The sequence below is a fragment of the Leuconostoc pseudomesenteroides KCTC 3652 genome, assembly GCF_014634745.1.
In the GTDB taxonomy this organism is placed as follows: domain Bacteria; phylum Bacillota; class Bacilli; order Lactobacillales; family Lactobacillaceae; genus Leuconostoc; species Leuconostoc pseudomesenteroides.
On sequence record NZ_BMBP01000004.1, the window covers coordinates 30,168 to 49,631 of the forward strand.

Genomic DNA, 19,464 nt, shown 5'->3' on the forward strand with positions numbered 1-19,464 from the left:
GATATTTACCTCATTTTACCGCATTTACGTTTTAAAAGGGTGAAATATGTATTTTAGAATAGGCGTTTGATACGACTTTTGTAATCGAAATATTTGTATTAAGATACGCCCCAAACTATAATAAGGGTATGTTATTCAAAGATAAAATTTATCAATACGTTCCGGCTAAAGTGCCGGATAATGTAACGATTTTTCGTGATGTTGATTATGCTAGTGGTGCGCGTCATCAGCTTGATATTTACCGACCAAAAACGCAACATACAGTGGGGGTTATTGTAGATATTTATGGTGGGGGCTTATTACGTGGGGAAAAGTCTTCTTACAAGTTACAACCAAGTTTGCGATTTTTAGCTGATCATTACGCCGTTGTGAGTCCAAACTATTCACTCAATACCGTTCACACGAATCATTTTCCAAATCAAATTGCTGAAATTCGCGCGGTACTGTCATTTTTAGTTGCGCATGCCGAAACGTATGGGTTAAATATGACTGAGGTGGTGTTGATTGGTGAGTCAAGCGGTGCTCAACTGGCTGTTTTAACTGCAGCCAGTATTTCGGGTAGTGTTATGTTAGGTGAAAAACCGGCAGGTGCGACATCTGGTGAGCTACCTGAAATTTCTCATGTAATTGGCTTATACGGACCTTACCAAGTTGACCAATTTGTGCCACAGTTTGAAAAGTTAGGCATAACACCAAAGTTCACCGAGACTGGTTCAAAGTTGTCATTTGAAGGCATTATGTTAAATAATCAGCGACCAGCTGATGTGCCAGAACTGGTCGCACAAGCGAATCCGGCAACTTATTTTAGTCAAAAAATGCCACCGCTTTATTTGTTGGCAGGTACGGCGGATGACGTTGTACCGTATTTACAAAGTGTCAAATTAGCGCAAGAATATGACGATATCGTTGGTCAATCAGCCAAAACAACTTGGGTGTCTGGTGCTCACCACGGACCCAGTGATTTTGATACTGATGATATTTATCAGCAAAAGTTAGCGTTTATAAGACAATAAAAAAGATTGATGATTTAATACATCAATCTTTTTTTATTATGGACGATCAGTATCATCTGGTGTGACGTCTTTTCTCGTCTGGTCAGAATAATAGTGAGATTTTGTTGGTGCATCAGGCATTAAAATCCATGCTAGGATATAAACCAAAATGCCTGGGAACGCGGTTGAAAAGAATGATACAACCACGAAGATGACGCGAACGAGTGTTGCGTCCCAACCAAAATATTCAGCAAATCCGCCGAGAACACCACCAATTAAACGATTACTGCGTGAACGCGTTAATTTTTTATTTTTAGCCATGATGAAATTTCTCCTTGTTTAATGAATAACTTTTTGAACGACTTCAGCAATATAGTAACCAATGTAGCCCCAACTTAAGAACGCGTGCCACAAAGTTGACCACCAATCGTGAGATGTCGCAAATTGAATGCCGCCAGCTAATAGGAAACCAACGCCGTAAGCTTGCAGGCCATGATCGTGGCCTACGTGAATGTGATTGTAGTGTTCTTTCATGTGATGATGTTGTACGACTGACCGTACACTCCTTAATAAATTTTAACAGTGCCCGAATTAGCTTGCGCTTCGATGGCAAATTCGGGATCTGTTCCAACGAATCCGCGTTTATAGCTGCCATTGTTTTGGTCAAAATGAATATTGCTGCGTTCAACAGAAACACTGCCGGAATGCGCTGATAATTCAAAGTTGAAATCTTGATTGTTTGGCGCGGTAACGCGAATTGAACCCGAATTGGCTTTTAAGGTTAAATCACGCGTCAATTTTGAAAGGCGTAACCGGATTGCGCCCGAGTTAGCTTTAAAGTGACCGCCGCCAACAAAATCGTCAATACGAATTGAACCAGAATGTGCCGACACAGTGGCATCATTGATGACAGTTTTTTCTAATTTGATACTGCCTGATTTATTCTCAATTTCAGCAGTTTCAAACTTAACATCGCTGGCTTTGATCGTCCCAGAAGTGACCCGCCATAGACCACTTTTGGCTGTAATATGTTGTGCTTTGAAACTGCCAGAATACACACTGACGTTAAATTCTTCAAGTGCAACGCTATTAACATATAAACTGCCTGAGTGGTTGATTGTCGTCACTTTTCCAGTGCTGAAGTTCTGTGGTAAGCCAATTTGAATCGCAGTCTTGACATGGAAAAGCATTGGATGGTCGCCTTGTGAAATCAGAACATGATCATCTGTTTCTGAGATACGGGCAAAGTAACGGGCATTGTCACGACTGAAATATTCATCAACCGTGATTAAATCAGTTTTGTCATTGGTATAAAAACTGACGCTGGCGTCTTTGTAGTCAAAAATGAATGGTTTGTCGCTCGTTGGAATCGTGATATTATGATGTGCTTTGGTCCAGAAAGGTTCCTCAAGCGTATGTGTTTCAAAATTATAGTGACCTTGATCACTTTCAAATTGATAATACTTGTCACCAACTCGTGCACCTTCGTGATCCACGTGCAGCCAGTCGCCAAATTGCACTTTGTCGTGTTGACCGTCAATGACAATATCGTCACCAAGGCGAACCCCTTTGCTGTTAATATGAAGATTACCAATGTGTACGCCTTCATCAGAGATATCTACAAATGACCGTTTGCTGTTTTCGGTTGTATCTTCCTGCTCATCTGATTGTGTATCATCTTTGGTTGTTGATTTTTGTTCGCTTAATTCTTTCAAAACAGTATCAATATCACCGAGCTGATCAAAAGTATCATCCAATGCTTCGTCATGAGAACGGTCAGTTTTGGCAAAGTCTTGATAAGCCTCAATTAAATCAGCCACTAGTTCCTCTTTAAACTCGGTTAGCTGAGTGTTAGGTGTATATTTTGAAAAAATAACATCTAAACGTGTTCTGATTTCCATTTCTATTGATGTCATAATTCGATTCTCCCACTAATCAGATTGCTGATCACTTTTTTAGCAAATCGCCATTCATCTAGCGCCGTGGCTAGGTGCTGTTGACCTTGTGAGGTGATGCGGTAATATTTTCGACGTGCACCTTGTGTTTCGTCACCCCAATAGCTCTCAATGTCACCCAGCTTTTCTAGCCGGCGAAAAGCAGTATAAAGGGTTGCTTCATTGAGTTCATATTGTTGGTCGGATAATTGTCGAATAGATTTTGAAACTTGATAACCGTAAGAATCACCTTGATTTAAGATATTCAGAATAATCGTATCAGTGTGACCTCGAATGAGATCTTTTGATATTTCCATAGTAAATTACCTCGTATGCTTATATAATATAACAAACTACTATGCTTGTCAAAGTAATTTGTTTGTTTTTACAAAAAAATCATATTTTCTGTGTATAATAATGATCAAAAGGAGTTAGTCTTATGACACAACAAACAACACAAAATAACCATCCTCATACGCGGTATCCTGATTTGGCTGGGAAAACCATTGTAGTAACTGGATCGTCGTCCGGTATCGGTGAAGCTATCGCCAGACATGCCGGTGCTGAGGCAATGAACGTTGTCGTTAATTACTTAAACGCCAAAAAAAATGTCGTTGACGGATTGTTACAATTAATCGAGTCTGCTGGCGGTCGGGCGGTTGCGGTGCAAGCTGATGTTGGTACTGAGGCGGGCATTCAAGCAATTTATGACACCGCAATTCAACATTTTGGTGAGATTCATGTTTGGGTTAATAATGCTGGGTTTGAAATACAAGAAGCGACGCATTTGGTGAGTTATGATGATTGGCAGCGGGTATTACACGTTGACATGGATGGTGTATTTCTAGGGTCAAAAATTGCAATTAATCATTTTTTGACGCACAAAATTCAAGGTAACATTATTAATATTTCGTCGATACATGATACGATTCCGTGGCCAACATACGCGTCGTATGCCACAGCGAAAGCAGGGGTGTTGATGTTTACCAAGACAACTGCCTTGGAGTATGCTGAACGTGGTATCCGAATTAATGCGATTTCGCCGGGAGCTCTTGATACACCAATTAATGCAGAGCGGTTTAAAAATCCAGCCGTCAAGCAAGAAACGACTAATATGATTCCGATGAAAAAAATTGGTGACCCGATTGACGTGGCTAACGCGGCCATGTGGTTAATTTCCAAAGAGGCAAGTTATATTACAGGAACGACACTTTACATTGATGGCGGGATTACCTTATATAATGAATTTCAAGGTGGTAAAGGTTAAAAAAAGCCTTGTGATTGCTCACAAGACTGTACTCGTATCATTAACATGCTGCGTATCTCTTAAACCACGTAGGCTTTGATAGAATGAAGCATTGACTGCTAAGAAATAAGGTGTGGTAAAGATAGCCAAAATGCCACCAGTTAGGGCTGTCAAAATTGACCAACCAATCAAACTTAAACTAAGCAAGAAACGACGTCCCTTATAACCATTCATCATCTCAGCTGATGCTTTCAAATATTGACGTGCTGTACGAATGTCACGATTGTTTTTGACATCATCACGGTAAATTAAGATTGCCTGTGAATAGCTAAATGACTTGATAATACCAGGAATAAAGAATAACAATGCCCAAAGCATTGAATAGATGGCACGAATATAAGCAATTTTATAAACTGTCCCATTGATTAGTGTTAAGCCACCAATGAAAGGCTTGACGGGTTTCTCGTCTTCTTCAGACCAAGTAAGGAAACCAACGGTCGAGCTCTCTGCAAACATTTCAATTAAGGCAATGAACAATGCTAAAATTGCAAAGACAATGATTAGGCTGATTAAAACAGCGACAATAATTGTGATAATGGTACCAGCATCAAACGCTACACTTTTACCAATACTGCCACTAGTTGATGTGACAGTATTGGCATTGCGTAACTGGTCTCTTGCAGTGGCAGCACTACTGCCAAATTCTAAAATAACTGGAATAAGTGCTAGCAAAAACGCTGCCCCAAAGCTTTGCGTCACGCGCGACCAAGCTGCGTGTTTAATTTCTCGAATTGAATTCATATCAGTTCTTCCTCTGACTTAATATATTCAATTATAACATAGTCGAAAATAGTCACAAAAATACTACCAGTTAATTAAAGATTAAAAATTACTATTTAGAATGAAATTCTGGTATAATAAAAATATTCATTACGTTGATAAAGGCAATATTAGGCGTGTATCAGAAAGTTAGCGGTTGCTGTGAGCTAATCCGAAAATATTGTTGAGTTACACAACGTTTAGACAATGACGTAGGCCGCGATAAGGCAATATTAAGTGGTGAGTCCGATGACTTACAATTTAGGTGGTACCACGGTGAAAATCGTCCTATTCTATTCAGATTAGGGCGATTTTTGCTGTTAAAAATGGTTTTAAAATAAGGAGATACTGATGAATTTTATTGAAGACTTGAAATGGCGTGGCGCCCTCAACCAAGTAACGGACGAAGCCGGTTTGTTAGAAGCAATGAGCAATGACAAGATTGGTGCTTATGTCGGAACTGACCCGACGGCACCATCACTACACTTGGGACATTTGATTCCATTTATGGTGCTAAAGCGTTTCCAAAATGCTGGTGGTAAAGCAGTTATCATCATTGGTGGTGGGACAGGCGCTATTGGTGATCCACGTCCGACAACTGAACGTAAATTGTTGTCACCAGAGCAACTCGCTGCTAATGAACAAGGCATTACAGCGCAAGTGACGAAGTTATTTGGTACTGGCGACACACAAATTGTTAACAATAACGACTGGTTGGGTAAGCTGACACTGACGGACTTTTTGCGTGATTATGGTAAGTTATTCTCAATTAATGTCATGTTGAAAAAAGATGTCGTTGCTTCACGTTTAGAAACGGGTATTTCATTTACTGAATTTACCTACCAAATTCTGCAAGGTATTGATTTTCATGAATTGTGGCGTCGACACAACGTTCAATTGCAAATTGGTGGTTCAGATCAGTGGGGCAATATCACGTCCGGGATTGATTTAATTCATGCAATTGAAGGTAACGAAGCAAAGGCGTTTGGCTTGACCATTCCTTTGATGACGGACGCAACGGGTAAGAAGTTTGGTAAGTCTGAAGGCAATGCCATTTGGTTAGATGCTGAAAAAACGTCACCCTATACGTTCTACCAGTTCTGGTATAACCAAAGTGACGCTGATGTTGTGAAATACCTCAAATACTTTACTTTCTTATCGGTTGATGAAATTAATGAACTTGAAAAAGTGTCACAAGAAAATCCGGGTGCGCGTGAAGCACAACGTCGTTTGGCGCAAGAAGTGACAAAGTTTGTTCATGGACAAGCTGCTGTTGAAGAGGCAGAACGTTTGTCCGCAGCTTTGTTTAGTGGTGATGTTGCTGACTTGTCAGCTGATGAAATTGCGGATGCCTTTGGCGGTGTACCAAGTTTTGAGATTGAACAAGCTCCTAAAAATATCGTTGATTTTTTGGTTGATGGGCAGATTGAAAGCTCTAAACGTCAAGCCCGTGAAGATGTAACCAATGGTGCCATTAGAATTAATGGGGAACAGATCAAAGACCTTGAGGCAGTGATTGATCCTGCAAGTCATTATGACGGTCAATTTGTGTTGGTGCGTCGTGGTAAGAAAAAGTATTTCTTGGGTAAAGTACAATAACTTTTAGCATGGCCAACTTAACGGTCGTGCTTTTTTGAAAGGATAATATCATGAAAATTTTAATGTATAACGCCGTAGCGGATGAATTGCCATACGTTAAGCAGTGGTCTGAAAAAACGGGGCACGAAGTGGTCACAATCGACCAACCACTCAACGAAGAGACCGTTGATCGTGCTAGTGGTTTTGATGCAGTCTCAACACAACAAACGACATCAGTTAATCCACCAGTTTATGAGCGATTATCACAACTTAATATTAAACAAATCGCCTTGCGTCAAGTGGGTTATGATGTTTTTGATTTGCCCGCCGCCTTTGCCAATCATGTGCGCTTATCAAATGTTGCGGCCTACTCGCCACGTGCCATCGCTGAGTATACGTTAACGCAGTTATTTAATCTGATTCGTCATAATAAAAAATTCGATCGTGCTATGGCACAAGGGGATTACACTTGGGCAGCCGGTGGACAGGCGCGGGAAATTCATGACCTAACAGTGGCAATTATTGGTGTGGGTCGCATTGGTACTGCTTTGGCAGAAATGTTGCACGCGCTTGGCGCGCAAGTATTGGGAGTAGATCCCGTTTACCGCGCTCAAAATGAACCATTTGTAACGTATACGACATTAGATGAGGCGTTGCGTCGGGCCGATGTGATTAGCTTTCATACACCATTAAATGATGAGACACGTGGATTGGCAGATCGCGCATTTTTTGAAAAAGTACAGCCGGGTACCATCATGTTGAATTTTGCACGTGGTGAAATTGTTGATATGTCAGCTTTGGAATTAGCACTAGCCAGCGGTCAATTAGCGGGCGCTGCCTTTGATGTGGCACCAAATGAAAATGACTTCATGGACCAAAAGCAAACAGTTGATGAATTGCCAGAAAATATCCAACGGTTAGTGGCTTATGATAACTTTCTGTTGTCACCACATATCGCTTTTTACACGAATACGGCGATTAAAAATATGGTTGAAATGGCACTAAATGATGCAGTCATCATAGTAAATGGCGGTTTCACCGAAAATGAAATTTTGAGATGAGCTGTGTAAGCCCAAAAAGAGCGCAACTAGCAGTATCGTTGATAATACAGGGTTTTCAAGCACAAACGCAACCTGTTGTTGCGCACGTTTGCATTGCTAGTTGCTGATTTGATGGCTTTAATTGCTAGTATTGGCCAGTGATTTGAATGATAATGACAGTATCAAATCAAGAGGAGAGCGGATACATGGAATTACAATTTCCAAATCAATTAAAAAGGTTCAGGACAGACAAAGGTTTGTCACAAGAAGATGTAGCCAAACAGCTTTATATTTCGCGACAAGCAGTTTCACGTTGGGAATCAGGCGATGCGACACCTGATTTGCCTAATTTGATTAAATTAGCAGAAATATTTGATTGCTCACTCGATACATTGGTTTTGGGTATTACACCACAGACTGACAGTATTGAGGATAAAATTGATCATAGTGAATTTACTTTTGATCCACGGCGAGGAGAATATATTCGCAGGAGGCGAGACGGAATGAATTTTTGGGAATTTATGTCGTCTTATTGGTGGGCATTGATTCCTATCATCGCCGTTTTGGGTGGTGTTTTACCAGATATTATTGACTCGATTAAATCTCTGTTTAATTGAATATTACAACTCTGAACTGCAATAACTAAAAAAGAATGATTATTGGCTAACAATAATCACTCTTTTTTGTCGACGCTTAAAGTTTAATGTCGTTTTGTAAAAATGGTAGCTTATCGCGTAGGAATGGGGTTACCCAGCGGTCCAAACCAATCTTTCCTGAGTTGTAACCACCAATTAACAGCAAAGCACCAATGAAAATAAAGGTTGGATTCACTGATACAACGCCGGCGCCAAGGTATGAAAAATTCATAACGAGACCGAAGAAGGCAGCTGCTAAGGTTAGCGTACCAAACACCAAGCCTAAGCCAACTAGCAATTCACCCCAAGCGACTAAAAATGAAAAGGCAGCTGTTGATTGACCATGATTGGTCGCAACGTTTAAGAACCAATCATACCAAGGGAAAGCAGCTGTTTTATCTGGGGTTAACACAGGGTTTTTAATGGCACCCATAATCAAACCAGATGCATCGAAACCACCTTTGGCTGTGATTTTTCCCCAGCCATCAAGTGTCCATTGGTAGCCTAAGTAAACGCGTAAAACCGTCAAAATTCCCATTGCAATTTTGGAATTGCGTAGCCATTGAATCATAATATTCTCTCCTAATATCTACAATTTCTATCCGTAATACCTATTACAATTAGTAAGTATACAGAGTGTCTTGTGAAATGTCAAACAATTTGTTTTCAGCTTTAAAATTTCGTGATTATTGCGTAAAAATGTTTTAAATTGACGCTACTTTGTTAGTCAAATGTGACTGAATCATGATTGAATTTTTCACAAAGTAGTCACAATAAGGTTAACTTTTTTCGATACACTTGAAGTAATGAACGTGAATGGGGATAGAATATATGGTAAAAAATCACGTAACCAATTTAGATGAAACTTTGATGGACGATCAAGCCCGTGGTAGCGCTGCTGAGGTTTTGGCAGATATGACAGAATCAGGACGCAGTTTGACTAAAGCAGCAACTGACGCTAAAAAACAAATCGCTACACGAGAAGGCTGGACTTGCACAGTCTTGCAACCTGCTGAATTGCGACAATTTGCTGGTGGCCTATTACGGGGTATTGATGATTTTGCTATGCGACGTCAAGTTGCTGAAAATCCTGAATATTTAACGCTTTATCATCAATTAATCACAGAGGTAAGTGCACTTGGAGATAAAAATTCGGTTGATCAAGTTTCATCTCATTTAAAAAAGTTGCGAACTTTGGTTGAACAGTTATCACTTTCTCAAAATGTGACGGCTACTCAGTTGCGTCGTGTCGCGGCTGATATTTTAGCTGCATTTGAACCGGCCAAGGGCGATCCATTGCTCGCTGCACAATATAATGCTTTAAGGGCTGGGTATACAACACCAAGAACACTTACCATGGATGAATGGCGTCAGTTGATTAAACAGTTTCATGACGTGTTGCCACAGTTTAAACAGGAAATGCGCGGTTATTTATTTGACGTTTTAGCTGAATTACACGAGCAAGTGGTTTATTATGATGCTGAAAGTTTGCCTGAAGTTGTGGAATTTTTCCAAGAAATCGATATGATGATCCATACAGCAGCTAGACCGTCAGACTTTATTGGCGTGATGGCGCGTTTTGATGATGTGGAAGGTGTCATCGCGACGATGATTACCCAAGATGCCTCTTTAGAGCGCATAAGAGAATTCACACATAATATTTTAGAATCACTAGACGCAGCAATGGCTGCGGGAATTGCATTGACAAGCGCTGGACAAGAAACACTAGCGATATGCAAAAATGACTTTGAACAAGAAGACTTGGATCGCGCGCAATACTGTAATCTCGTCAAGAGATTACAGAGTATTCGTTTGTCTTGATGCGTTAAAATAAAATTTTAGGTTGACAGTAAATGTAAAAGATGTTTTACTATAAGTGTAAAACATGTTTTACATTTTTGTTTTGTAGGGGAAAAAGATGAAAAATTATATCAAAGATTTTAGATCGACCAATAAAATATCTCAGGCAGAACTAGCAACCTTGACTGGCGTGACACGGCAAACAATTAATGCCATCGAAAATAATAAGTACGATCCGTCACTCAAGCTTGCTTTTGATTTGGCTAATATTTTGCATACGTCGGTTGATGAATTGTTTGTTAATAATGTGGAGGAATAATAATATGAGTGATAGTAAAAAAATAGTCCGTTTTACGTTCTGGATGAACAAAATGTGGCAAATAGGGTTTGTTTTGTTTTCTATTTTGATGATTAATAATATGCGCCAAACAGCCATGGTGACAATATTAGTGTCAGTTTTAGCATCCCTCTTTGAGATGATTTATGTCTCAAGAAAATATCATGTTCAAGTGTTCAACCAAAAAGATGAATTGTATTTTGCCAAGGATGAGCGGGATCGGGACATTGCACTTAAAGTGCATAGTGCGCTCATTAATACTTTTATTTTGCTAGTTATAGCATTGTGGATACTATTAAGCATCTTATGGGGTATGAATAGTTTGTCAATGGCAGTATTATTTTATGTTTTAAATGGCTGGATTGCCTGCGCATTTATCATTCCGGATATTCAATACTATATATTGTGGCATAAATATGATCAGCAATAGCCTATCAGAAAAAGCAACTAATGGATAACGAAGCGACGAAACGCTTGCTATCAATTAGTTGCTTTTTATCGTTAAAAGTTATTTATTGGTGCTTTTATGATTAACCCACAGTAGCAAACCAGCACAAATAAAAGACCACCATGGGTTGCCCTTATTCCAAAGTAGGCAAATGATGCCGAATAAAAATGACATAATAGGCAGTATTAATGTATAAATAGAACCCATGTCACCAGCAATATATTTTTGCCATTTGTACTTTAGTCCCAGAGTGCTGTTCCTATCAAACTCTCCAATATTATCTAGTGTCATTGCGATAGCAATAAACACGAATAGAAATGGTATATAAAATATGCCTAAATGGACGATATCTAATACATTAGCAATAAACAACAAGAGTAAGATGAAAAAACAAAGCTGTAATTTCCAGTATATTTTTTTCATATTCACCGTTACATACTTTTTTTCCAAATCTTCGCGCATACCAGTATCTTCCTTGAGTAAAGTATCTAAAGAAATCTGATAGTAATTGCTTAATTGAATTAAGCTAGAAATATCCGGATAAGTTTTTTCATTTTCCCAACTAGAAATAGTTTGCCTAGTAACATAAAGTTCATTTGCGACATCTCCTTGTGTTAAATTCATATCTGATCGTGCTTTTTTTAGCCGTTCACCAAACCGCATAACTTGTCCTCCTTTGTTTTAGATATAGTCTGAATGTAAACTGTAAATAAGGCAAGCAATGATTCATTGCTTACCTTATTTAGGTGGAGGATAAGCACTAATTTCTAGTCACTCTGATGCTTAATTCTTGTAATGCGCGTACATCGTCTAAAGATAATTCTGACTTAGGAATATAAATTGCGCGCCGTTTTAACATTAGCACGTATGGCACTTCCAACATTAGGTGAATGACAAAATGATTGTCAAACTCTAAAACGTACAGAAATTGCCATGATTGATTGACAGGAACGTTATCTTTGGGCCATTGAAAGCCGTTTTGGTGATAATCAGCAAATAAAAAAATACCTTTCTTCAATAATCTGTATTGCCTTAATCGGAAAAGCGCTAAGCAAATCACAACGCCGTATAGCATCATTGATAACATTATTAAGCTGAATTTTAGTTGCCCATTGATTAACCAAAACATCATTAAAGTGGTGACTAGCACCGTTTCCATTAAAAAAACTAGGGCAATTTGATGCCATTTTTTCTTTAAAAAGGTGGCGTATGTTGGATTAACTCGCGGTAGTTCTGACATAAATTGCAAATACAGGCTTTCTAATTTGTCAGTCATTGAAGCGTCGACGAAAAAAATGGTGACTTTATCTTTGATAGAAGTTATTGGTAAGGATGTATAGAGGTTATCAATCATAAATGGTCTTGCTCCAATTAATCGTATTTATCAAATAGGTGTGAATAGTGTGCAAACTGATTATTAGCCGTTATTGTCGGCTTCAATTTTTTAGCACCAATGCGGGTCTTTGTGTCTGACTGTATATTTTCCGGTGTCGAGGTTAAAATCTTCATAGATTTTCGTGAGTATGCCCGAGCCTGTGAACGAGCCGTAGCCTTGTTAATCGGGTGTTACTTAACACGACAAAAAATGGCAATCCAAATTGATGGTTTGTCATCATGCCATATTATTCAAGATTTTTTTCAACGGCAGACTAATATTTTTAGTTTTTATTACAGACCACCAGTGGGGAGCCAGGGGAAAAATAGAGTCATTAAAAAGTGCATACGATATACCTCTCTTCATGTGCTTTTTGCAAATAAACTGTATAAGTGTATGATATGCTTTAAGTAATAACGCACAACATTTTATGCAAAATCGGATAAAATTTATTGTGAGGGTGGGGATGAGTATGAACCAAGGACAATTGTTGAAAAAAATCAGAGTCTCTAGAAGATTGAGTCAACAGCAGTTGGCCCAAAATATTACATCACAAGCAGCATTATCGCGAATGGAGAAATCTGGCAATATTGATGCCAATGTTTTATTACGTTTTTTGGATAAACTTGATATTCATCCGACGGAATTTTTTATGTTGGCCAATCCTGATGGTTGGATTGATTCTCAGGACTATCAAAAAAAGTTGTATGCAGCTTATTATAATGAACAAAATAGTCAAACCCTAATCAATCAAGAGTTGCTTTTATATGACAAGACGAAAATTAAAAAGCACCAAATCAACGCATTACGCGTTCAAGCGGTCTATGCTAAAATTAATAATTTGCCGTTAGAAAATCGCGAAGAAATAACGTATGAGATTCAGAATTATTTATTTGGGTTTGAAACGTGGTTTTTAAGTGACATTTTGATGTATCTTGATGTCTTGTTTTTGTTTGATGATACTTTTATTCGGAGCTACCATAACAGAATGATCCGTTCGTTAGATAAACTGCCTTTTAGCGCTGTGCAAAAGCATTATTTGCAAATAGCGTACGCCCATAATGCCACGGTTCTAGCATTTGACAGAAATAATATGCAGGATGCGCAATTGTACTTGCAAGCCTTTGAAAAATTTGTCTCCCTAGACACTAGAACCTTGACCGACACAATCTACTACTTAACCTACTCAAAACTTTTTAGTTTAAAACAAGGATTTGATCAACAAATATACGATGATATGCTTGATGATTTAGCGGTATTTAAACGATTTGGATATACGAAAGAATATCATGATATTCTTTATTTTATAGAAAGTATACTCAAGCCAAATAAACCATAGGGAAGTAGATGATTAGTATTAAGGTGTCAGAATGAGAGAGGCGTAATTATGAAAAATTACAAAAAGAGATATATTATCATTGCTGGATTAATAATTGGCATATTAATTTTTATGGCATTGAAATCTTGGCAAGATACCATCAGTAGTCAGAAAATGGATCAAGAGATGAGCCAAAAGGTATCTCGTGAAAATGCGGCAATTCCTGGACCAAAAGGAACTAAGCGACCAAAAAATGTTCCAGAAACATCTGGTAAAAGTTTTGCTGCGTCTACGTCCGTTACAGCGTCTGAATTGGGAAATGATGCTAGCCGAAATGCTAGTCCAGTGTATTTAATGCAGGAAGATGGCGTTTGGATATTTCGAAACTTTGAGACTGGAAAAAATCATGTTTTGACTAAAGAGGAAATTCAAAAGTATGTAACTGATCAATGAATGATTGTTAATAAGATATTTTTCAATTGAAAAAGTCACTCCTAAGAAATTAATCATTGGATTAATTTTTTTGTTAAAAGAATCAATCGCTTTACTTTGGTCATGCACATTCTGATAAGTTCGCTTCTTTTAATGTGTGTTTTGCTTTTTACCTTGAAAAATACTATAAAGTTTTTCGCTTATAACTTAATACCATAGCAATGAATATGAGTGCAAGTGACCAGGAGAGTACACATCTATAAAGATTACTAACCACAGGATAGTTATAACATTGGTTAGTAATACATAAATAATATAAGACATAACAGGTATATCCTTTGCTGGAATTATTTCTCTTTTTTTATTATTGGTTGACTGTGATAATCGATATTTAAATATAAAAAATTCACAAAAGTGTTATATTTAATTATATAAGGTGCATATTGTGTAGTTAGGCGGTTTAACGCTAAAGGAGAACACAAATGAAAGATCAAAAAACAGTAATGAAAAATCCGCCTATTTTGTCAGTTCCTGATAATCTGGTGTTGGTTTATGATCACTTTATTGAGTTGTGGGCGATGCAACTCAATGGGCAGTTTTACCCTGATAATGGTACGTTTTCAAAGATTTTTAATCGATTCATGAGTGCAACTATCACGACCGATAAAATAATAGTGAATGAAAAAAATAAAGAAAAGTTGTCAATTGATATAGCAGATGTGTCACAAGCTACTGTTTTAATTAAAAAGGTTAATTATCAAAATTTTATGGCTGGTGGCGCTAATGAAGGACCGATGTATTTAACCTTGCTGATCATTGAAGACAAAAGTGGTCATAATTATTATTTCAATTTTATGAGTGCATTAGGTGCTTGGCAACTTGTCACGAATCCACCGAAAAACCTAAAAGTGGTGGATCCTCTAAACATTAAACGACTACCGTCATTTAAAAACGAGTATGAGATTGTTGCTGCAATCAATGATCTAGGATTTGCAAAATTTATTGCAGGAACAGGATATGAGTTTTTGGATTTGAAACCTTCAGAGGTGATAAAACAAAAGGATTAAGTACTTTGCATATAAAAAACTCGTGATATTAATATCACGAGTTTTTTATGAGAACGATATTATAGTCAACGATGTACTGACTAATTTGATAATAAAACTGCTCCACCTGGATTCGAACCAGGGACCTGCGCATTAACAGTGCGTTATTCTACCGCTGAACTATGGAGCAATTAGTTGAATAATCAACTATTAAAGTATATCAAGATTAAAAATATTTGTCAACGTTTATTATTTTGAAAGAGAATTTTTAATAATATCCAAACCGATTAACAATTGTTCAGTTGGAATGGTCAAGGGAGGTAGGAGCCGAAGTGTGTTGTGACCGGCACTGAGGGCCAAAACATGTTGTTGCTGTAAATCAGATACAACTTTTGCGACAGGTACATTTAATGAGATTCCTGCCATCATACCCAAGCCACGGACATCATTTACAGTCTCTAATTGAGAAAAAGTAGCCAAATTCTTCCATAAAATGGCAATTTTATCAGAAATAGTCGGTAAAATTGTGTTGAGCTCATCAAGTGTGGCACTGGCAGCAGCCATGACCAAAGGGTTACCACCAAAAGTTGATCCGTGTGTGCCATAGCTGAAGGCTGGTGCAAATTGGTTTTTGGCAAGCATTGCGCCCACTGGTATGCCATTTGCTAAAGCTTTAGCGCTAGTTACAATATCGGGTGTAAACCCAAATTGTTCATACGCAAATTTAGTCCCAGTGCGCCCAATGCCTGTTTGAACTTCATCCACAATGATCAACGTGTGGTGTTCGTGTGCCAGAGCAACAAGGTCATTGACAAAATTTGAATTGGCAGGAACAACGCCACCTTCACCTTGCACCAGTTCTAACATAATGGCAGCCACATCATCATTTAACAACGCCTTAACGCTTTCAATTTTGTTGAATTCGGCGTACAAAAAACCGTCCAGCATAGGCAAACCTTGATGGATACTGTCTTGACCAGTTGCTGACATGGCTGCATAAGTTCGGCCATGAAACGAATTAGTAAAAGAGATGATGTTTGGGCGCTTGGTGACCAAACGGGCTAATTTGATGGCTGCTTCATTGGTTTCAGCACCGGAATTTGCAAAATAAACAGTATACTCTGAACCGCCGAGTTTATTGGCGACAGTTTCTTGTAGTGGATTATCATAAAGATTAGGCAAATGCCAAAAAAGATCTGCTTGCGTTTTTAAAGCATTAACAACAGTCGGGTTATTAGCACCAACATTATAGACACCAATACCGCTGGATAGGTCAATATAGTCGGCGCCAGTTTGATCAGTCCAAGTTGCATTGGACATTTTGGCAAATGTAATCGGCGCGCGTTTGTAATTTGGGAAAAGGGTCATTGAGATGCCTCACATTGAAATGGTTGTGCCATGACTGGCGATTGTATTAGTTATATGAACCGCGTTAACACCGTTTTTAACGGCAGAAAAAGCGCTGTTGACTTTTGGTAACATGCCACCATGAATGACAGATTCAGTCTGTAATTCAATAGCACGTTGTGGTGTGAGTTGCTGCAAAATGTTGCCGTGGACTTCAATGCCAGACACATCAGTTAACAAATAAAGTTCATCAGACTTCAAAAACTTTGCAACCGTAGTTGCGGCGCTATCGGCATTGACATTAAGCCACTGGCCTTGATTAGTGATGGCTAGTGGTGCAATGATTGGAATCAAGTTTTGCTGCCAAAGCGATTGAATTAGTTGGGTATTAACTTGATCAATTTGTCCTACCAGACCAAAAACTTCCTGATTGATATAATGACCAGTCAAAAGTTGATTGCTCTCGGCATTGAGACCAATGGCGCTCAAACCATGATGACGGAATGCTTCAACTAAATCTGGCTGAACTTGTCCTAATAATGCCATCTTCGTGATAGCGAGTCCAGTTGGTGTTGTTTGACGAATACCATCAATTTTGACAACAGGTTCGTTAAGTTGGGTCATCAGGGTTGAAATACTGTCGCCGCCACCATGAACGATTGTGATGTTGTAATTATTTTTTTGCCAATGCTTAATTGTTTCAAAAAAAGCAGGTGTGAGTTGGCTGGCAGCGTTACCGCCGATCTTAATCAGAATATTTTTCATAGTTTTTTCCGTCCATGTGTGATGACTTGGTGGGTTAGGTGGTGTATAAGGCGTTTATTTTGACGTAACCGTATGTGAGGTCACTGCCCCAAGCTTGACCTGTGGCAGTGCCGTCATGTAGATCAATGGTAATATCAATGTCGTGTTGTGCTAATTGCTCGCTCATTTGTTGCGCGTCAAAGTCAATAGGAGCGCCAGCCGACATTACGGTGATGTCATTTAAAGCAATGTCGATGCTATCGGGATTGATGTTAACACCGCTAGCACCAATTGCTGCGATGATACGTCCCCAGTTAGGATCTTGACCAAACATAGCTGTTTTGACGAGGGACGAGCCAACGATTTTTTTGGCAACCATGCGTGCGCCAAGACCATCCTGTGCGTGGTTGACGGTGACTGTTAGCAGTTTGGTTGCACCTTCGCCGTCGTTAGCAATGGCAATCGCCAGTGCCGTAGTGACAGTGTTAAGCATAATCTTGAACTGGGAAAAATCATCATTTTCTGTTGTGATAGGTGGATTTTGAGCGCCGCCATTAGCCATCACAAGGACCGTATCGTTAGTTGATGTATCACCATCGATGGTGATTTGATTAAAACTAGTTTCGACGTCAGCTGACAATGCAGTTTGTAGAAGAGAAGGCGTAATACTGACATCTGTTGTGATAAAACCTAGCATTGTCGCCATATTGGGGTGGATCATGCCAGAGCCTTTGGCTACACCGCTCATAGTCACTTGATGCCCTGCAATTTCTGATTGAATTGTGATGGTTTTTTTGACCGTATCAGTGGTTTTAATTGCTTCGGCAAAGCTATCTGCATCACCGTCAATATTGAGTTTTGCAATGCCGGCGGTGACAGTGTCGATAGGCAGTGGCTGACCAATCACGCCCGTTGACGAAACAGCTACTAATTCTGGTGAAATATTGAGTTGCGTAGCAGTAACGGCTTGCATCGTTTTGGCGTGAGTCAAGCCAATGGCGCCAGTTACGGCATTAGCGTTGCCAGAATTAACAACGATGGCTTGTATTTGACCGTTTTGGATCACGTTTTTGTCAAGCTGAACCGGTGCGGCTTGCACTTGATTGATTGTGAAAACACCAGCCACACTAGCAGGTACATCACTATAAATCCAACCAAGATCCTTTGATTTATGTTTGAGTCCAACATGCTGACCGTCAGCATGAAAACCTTTTGGTGTGGCAATATTGCCATCAGTGATGGTGTGAATTTGTGAGAGAAGTTTTGTCATAAGTAGTCCTTAAGCATATTGTGCAATGAGATTTAGACCGATTGATTCGGTAAAACCGAAAAAGTGATTAGCATTTTGAATTGCTTGACCGGCAGCGCCTTTGATCATGTTGTCAATGACGCTAACAATAGTGAGAAATTGTGTCTCTGGGTTGTAAGTTAACCCGATATCCGCGAAATTAGTGCCAACAACTTGCTTGATATTTGGTAATTCATTGCTAGGCATGACACGTACAAACGTTTTGTCAGCATACGTGTTTTCAAATAGTTCTTGTAGTTGCTGCGGTGTTCGAGGTTCTTTTAATTTGACATAAGCACTGACGAAAATACCGCGATTAATTGGCAATAATGATGTTGTGAACTGAATATGAGCAATATCTGGTTGCCAAATATGTAACTGCTGGGTGATTTCGGGAATGTGTTGATGTGAATTTGGTTTATACATTGTGAAATTATCGCTGACATTGACAAAATGGCTGGCTGTGGTTAATGATTTGCCAGCCCCAGACAAACCACTTTTGGCATCAATCACGATACTATTTTGATCGAGTAAATGATGTTGGGCTAGTGGTGCTAATGCTAACAGTGTTGCTGTTGCATAACAACCCGGATTGGCAATGTAACTTGTCGTTTCGTTATCATAAAAATCAGCTAAACTGTACTGACTTTTTGCTAACAATGCTGGTTCTGCAGGCGTTTTGTGATACCATTTTTGATAATCATCAGCAGTGAGACGGAAATCACCAGACAAATCAATCACTGGAAAGTTAGCAAGAATAAAGGGCTCCGCGAGATCCTTACTGATACCACTGGATGTTGCAAAAAAAACAATGTCAGTTTTTTGCATAATATGCAAGGCGTCAAACGCTTCAGGTGACAAATTATACATTCCAGAAAAATGTGGGAATTGTTCACTGATGTCATGACCATCCGGTTGTGTGTTGGTAATGATAGCAACGTCAATAAAGGGATGAGAATAAAGAAGACGCAGCAATTCAAGTCCGGCGTATCCTGTAACGCCGACAATTGTCGCTTTGATTTTTTGTATTGTCACTGCAAATCTCCTATCTCATTTAATGATTAAATATTAAATTAAAATGAATT

23 protein-coding genes and 1 tRNA gene are annotated in these 19,464 nt (G+C 39.0%); 11 read left to right on the forward strand and 13 right to left on the reverse strand.

Going from position 1 to position 19,464, the window contains the following annotated elements:
- Positions 1–128: 128 nt before the first annotated feature.
- Positions 129–1,013 (forward strand): alpha/beta hydrolase, encoded by an 885-nt coding sequence (locus IEU65_RS05645; RefSeq protein WP_010292533.1) that lies wholly within the window; start codon positions 129–131, stop codon positions 1,011–1,013.
- 36 nt (positions 1,014–1,049) lie between these two features.
- On the opposite strand, the gene IEU65_RS05650 is transcribed toward IEU65_RS05645, so the two are convergent.
- From IEU65_RS05650 to IEU65_RS05665, 4 genes are read right to left on the reverse strand one after another with little or no spacing between them, the layout of a single operon-like run.
- Positions 1,050–1,313 (reverse strand): PspC domain-containing protein, encoded by a 264-nt coding sequence (locus IEU65_RS05650; protein ID WP_010292537.1) that lies wholly within the window; start codon positions 1,311–1,313, stop codon positions 1,050–1,052.
- Between the two features lie 18 nt (positions 1,314–1,331).
- Positions 1,332–1,526, reverse strand: a complete 195-nt coding sequence (locus IEU65_RS05655; protein WP_004915105.1) for a hypothetical protein — start codon at positions 1,524–1,526, stop codon at positions 1,332–1,334.
- A gap of 32 nt (positions 1,527–1,558) precedes the next feature.
- Positions 1,559–2,908 (reverse strand): DUF4097 family beta strand repeat-containing protein, encoded by a 1,350-nt coding sequence (locus IEU65_RS05660; RefSeq protein ID WP_010292540.1) that lies wholly within the window; start codon positions 2,906–2,908, stop codon positions 1,559–1,561.
- Entirely contained in the window at positions 2,905–3,243 is a 339-nt protein-coding gene (locus IEU65_RS05665; protein ID WP_010292543.1) for a PadR family transcriptional regulator, read from the reverse strand. The genes IEU65_RS05660 and IEU65_RS05665 overlap by 4 nt, the downstream gene beginning before the upstream one ends.
- A 122-nt stretch (positions 3,244–3,365) precedes the next feature.
- On the opposite strand from IEU65_RS05665, the gene IEU65_RS05670 reads away from it, so the two are divergent.
- Positions 3,366–4,193, forward strand: a complete 828-nt coding sequence (locus tag IEU65_RS05670; protein WP_010292545.1) for a glucose 1-dehydrogenase — start codon at positions 3,366–3,368, stop codon at positions 4,191–4,193.
- Between the two features lie 18 nt (positions 4,194–4,211).
- Here the strand turns inward: IEU65_RS05670 and IEU65_RS05675 are convergent, their stop codons facing one another.
- A complete protein-coding gene (locus IEU65_RS05675) occupies positions 4,212–4,973 on the reverse strand; it encodes a DUF975 family protein (protein WP_010292547.1) in 762 nt (253 codons plus the stop codon).
- A gap of 369 nt (positions 4,974–5,342) precedes the next feature.
- Between IEU65_RS05675 and tyrS the strand changes: the two genes are divergently transcribed.
- The 3 genes from tyrS (at position 5,343) to IEU65_RS05690 (ending at position 8,226) form a co-directional block, all read left to right on the forward strand.
- Positions 5,343–6,590, forward strand: a complete 1,248-nt coding sequence (gene tyrS / locus IEU65_RS05680) for a tyrosine--tRNA ligase (RefSeq protein WP_010292550.1) — start codon at positions 5,343–5,345, stop codon at positions 6,588–6,590.
- A gap of 50 nt (positions 6,591–6,640) precedes the next feature.
- The gene (locus IEU65_RS05685) at positions 6,641–7,630 is read left to right on the forward strand and encodes a D-2-hydroxyacid dehydrogenase (RefSeq protein ID WP_010292554.1); all 990 of its coding nucleotides are present in this window, start codon (positions 6,641–6,643) and stop codon (positions 7,628–7,630) included.
- 185 nt (positions 7,631–7,815) lie between these two features.
- Positions 7,816–8,226 carry a helix-turn-helix transcriptional regulator gene (locus IEU65_RS05690; RefSeq protein ID WP_010292557.1) on the forward strand — a complete coding sequence of 137 codons (411 nt, stop codon included), beginning with the start codon at positions 7,816–7,818 and terminating at the stop codon, positions 8,224–8,226.
- A gap of 76 nt (positions 8,227–8,302) precedes the next feature.
- Here IEU65_RS05690 and IEU65_RS05695 read toward each other — a convergent pair whose 3' ends face one another.
- Positions 8,303–8,815, reverse strand: a complete 513-nt coding sequence (locus IEU65_RS05695; RefSeq protein WP_010292560.1) for a DoxX family protein — start codon at positions 8,813–8,815, stop codon at positions 8,303–8,305.
- A 260-nt stretch (positions 8,816–9,075) separates the two neighbouring features.
- On the opposite strand from IEU65_RS05695, the gene IEU65_RS05700 reads away from it, so the two are divergent.
- The 3 genes from IEU65_RS05700 to IEU65_RS05710 all read left to right on the forward strand — a co-directional run bounded on the left by IEU65_RS05700 (position 9,076) and on the right by IEU65_RS05710 (position 10,811).
- On the forward strand, positions 9,076–10,065 hold the full coding sequence (locus tag IEU65_RS05700; RefSeq protein ID WP_010292563.1) for a hypothetical protein: 990 nt from the start codon (positions 9,076–9,078) through the stop codon (positions 10,063–10,065).
- A gap of 97 nt (positions 10,066–10,162) precedes the next feature.
- Positions 10,163–10,363 carry a helix-turn-helix transcriptional regulator gene (locus IEU65_RS05705; RefSeq protein WP_004910360.1) on the forward strand — a complete coding sequence of 67 codons (201 nt, stop codon included), beginning with the start codon at positions 10,163–10,165 and terminating at the stop codon, positions 10,361–10,363.
- A 4-nt stretch (positions 10,364–10,367) separates the two neighbouring features.
- Positions 10,368–10,811, forward strand: coding sequence for a hypothetical protein (locus tag IEU65_RS05710; protein WP_010292567.1), 444 nt, complete (start codon positions 10,368–10,370; stop codon positions 10,809–10,811).
- A gap of 78 nt (positions 10,812–10,889) precedes the next feature.
- On the opposite strand, the gene IEU65_RS05715 is transcribed toward IEU65_RS05710, so the two are convergent.
- Both IEU65_RS05715 and IEU65_RS05720 read right to left on the reverse strand, forming a co-directional pair.
- Positions 10,890–11,492: a helix-turn-helix domain-containing protein gene (locus tag IEU65_RS05715; RefSeq protein ID WP_004910362.1), complete on the reverse strand. Its 603-nt coding sequence runs from the start codon at positions 11,490–11,492 to the stop codon at positions 10,890–10,892.
- Between the two features lie 97 nt (positions 11,493–11,589).
- Positions 11,590–12,183 carry a hypothetical protein gene (locus tag IEU65_RS05720; protein WP_147651135.1) on the reverse strand — a complete coding sequence of 198 codons (594 nt, stop codon included), beginning with the start codon at positions 12,181–12,183 and terminating at the stop codon, positions 11,590–11,592.
- Positions 12,184–12,670: 487 nt separating this feature from the next.
- Here IEU65_RS05720 and IEU65_RS05725 point away from each other — a divergent pair, with 487 nt between their 5' ends.
- From IEU65_RS05725 to IEU65_RS05735, 3 genes are all read left to right on the forward strand, one after another.
- Entirely contained in the window at positions 12,671–13,543 is an 873-nt protein-coding gene (locus tag IEU65_RS05725; RefSeq protein ID WP_228934883.1) for a helix-turn-helix domain-containing protein, read from the forward strand.
- A gap of 48 nt (positions 13,544–13,591) precedes the next feature.
- Positions 13,592–13,975 carry a hypothetical protein gene (locus tag IEU65_RS05730; RefSeq protein ID WP_010292579.1) on the forward strand — a complete coding sequence of 128 codons (384 nt, stop codon included), beginning with the start codon at positions 13,592–13,594 and terminating at the stop codon, positions 13,973–13,975.
- 461 nt (positions 13,976–14,436) lie between these two features.
- Entirely contained in the window at positions 14,437–15,021 is a 585-nt protein-coding gene (locus IEU65_RS05735) for a hypothetical protein (protein ID WP_010292583.1), read from the forward strand.
- A gap of 97 nt (positions 15,022–15,118) precedes the next feature.
- Here the strand turns inward: IEU65_RS05735 and IEU65_RS05740 are convergent.
- From IEU65_RS05740 to argC, 5 genes are all read right to left on the reverse strand, one after another.
- A tRNA-Asn gene (locus tag IEU65_RS05740) sits at positions 15,119–15,190 on the reverse strand.
- 59 nt (positions 15,191–15,249) lie between these two features.
- Positions 15,250–16,368: an aminotransferase class III-fold pyridoxal phosphate-dependent enzyme gene (locus IEU65_RS05745; protein ID WP_010292586.1), complete on the reverse strand. Its 1,119-nt coding sequence runs from the start codon at positions 16,366–16,368 to the stop codon at positions 15,250–15,252.
- Between the two features lie 9 nt (positions 16,369–16,377).
- On the reverse strand, positions 16,378–17,112 hold the full coding sequence (argB, locus tag IEU65_RS05750; RefSeq protein ID WP_010292589.1) for an acetylglutamate kinase: 735 nt from the start codon (positions 17,110–17,112) through the stop codon (positions 16,378–16,380).
- Between the two features lie 34 nt (positions 17,113–17,146).
- A complete protein-coding gene (gene argJ / locus IEU65_RS05755; protein WP_010292591.1) occupies positions 17,147–18,361 on the reverse strand; it encodes a bifunctional glutamate N-acetyltransferase/amino-acid acetyltransferase ArgJ in 1,215 nt (404 codons plus the stop codon).
- A gap of 9 nt (positions 18,362–18,370) precedes the next feature.
- Complete coding sequence (gene argC / locus IEU65_RS05760) at positions 18,371–19,414, reverse strand: N-acetyl-gamma-glutamyl-phosphate reductase (RefSeq protein ID WP_010292593.1); 1,044 nt, start codon at positions 19,412–19,414, stop codon at positions 18,371–18,373.
- Between the last annotated feature and the right edge of the window lie 50 nt (positions 19,415–19,464).